The 971-nt window shown below is 63.5% G+C and carries 1 protein-coding gene and 2 pseudogenes; all 3 read left to right on the plus strand.

Annotated elements, in window-relative coordinates:
* Positions 1 to 137: pseudogene (locus tag JHD07_RS23910) on the plus strand (ArsR family transcriptional regulator); the annotation flags it as partial.
* A 15-nt stretch (positions 138 to 152) separates the two neighbouring features.
* A complete protein-coding gene (locus JHD07_RS23915) occupies positions 153 to 818 on the plus strand; it encodes a DUF4166 domain-containing protein (RefSeq protein ID WP_291626530.1) in 666 nt (221 codons plus the stop codon).
* A pseudogene (locus JHD07_RS23920) lies at positions 815 to 971 on the plus strand (TIGR01777 family protein); the annotation flags it as partial. The gene JHD07_RS23915 and the pseudogene JHD07_RS23920, both read left to right, overlap by 4 nt.

The raw sequence follows: 971 nt of genomic DNA on the forward strand, positions 1-971 counted from the left end.
AGGAGATGCTCGCGTTCACCGAGCTCGCCGACCACTGGTTCATGCAGATGCTGAAAGTGCCGCGGCCGCGGCTGGTCGCCTTGATGCGGCTTGGCGAGAAGATCGCCAACCTGCTGCCGCTGGGCAAAACCAAATAGCGGAAGGAGAGGGCGATGACGTCGGCTCGATTGTCAGGTTGCAAGGCACGAACCTACGCTCATACGAAACTGCTCGACGATCGCCGTTTCCGCGCATTGCTATCGGATGAGGATTGGGGCCGCCTGCCGCTTGCGACCTGGCGGCGCTTTTCCAAGCGCGTCGCCGATGGCGACAGCGTTGTCTATGTCGGAATCATCGAGAAGGTCGCGTTCAGCAATCTCGGCTGGTGGTTCGCGCAAGCGGTGCGACTGATCGGTGGGCCATTGCCGACCGGCCGCGATATCGGTGTCCCGATGATCGTCACGGTCACCGAGGACGGTGCGACCGGCGGCCAGACCTGGACGCGCATCTGCGCCCGCGAGCGCGGCTTTCCGCAGGTGATCCATTCGGCAAAGCGCTTTGCAGGCCCAACCGGCCTCGAGGAATATGTTGGCTTCGGGGTGTCCATGGCGCTGCGCATTGCGGTCGAGGACCAGACGCTGGTCTTCCGCAGCGCCGGCTATGGCCTGCAAATCGGACACCTTTGGATCCCTGTGCCGCCATGGCTCACGCCGGGCGATCTCACGGTGACGCACCGCGACCTCGGCGAGGGCGTGTTCCGCTTCACCCTCGATGTCATTCATCCGCGCTACGGCGCGCTGATCCATCAGTCCGCCTTGTTCAGGGAGGCCCTATCATGACGCCGCTGCTGTGGACGCTCATCGCCATCCAGATTGCGATGGGCGTGTTCGACACCTTCTATCACCACGAATTCACCGAGCGCCTGGCCTGGCGCCCGTCGCAGCGCTTCGAGCTGCAGTTGCACGGCATCCGCAACATGCTCTATGCGCTGC

The organism is Bradyrhizobium sp., from assembly GCF_016462955.1.
Classification (GTDB): domain Bacteria; phylum Pseudomonadota; class Alphaproteobacteria; order Rhizobiales; family Xanthobacteraceae; genus Bradyrhizobium.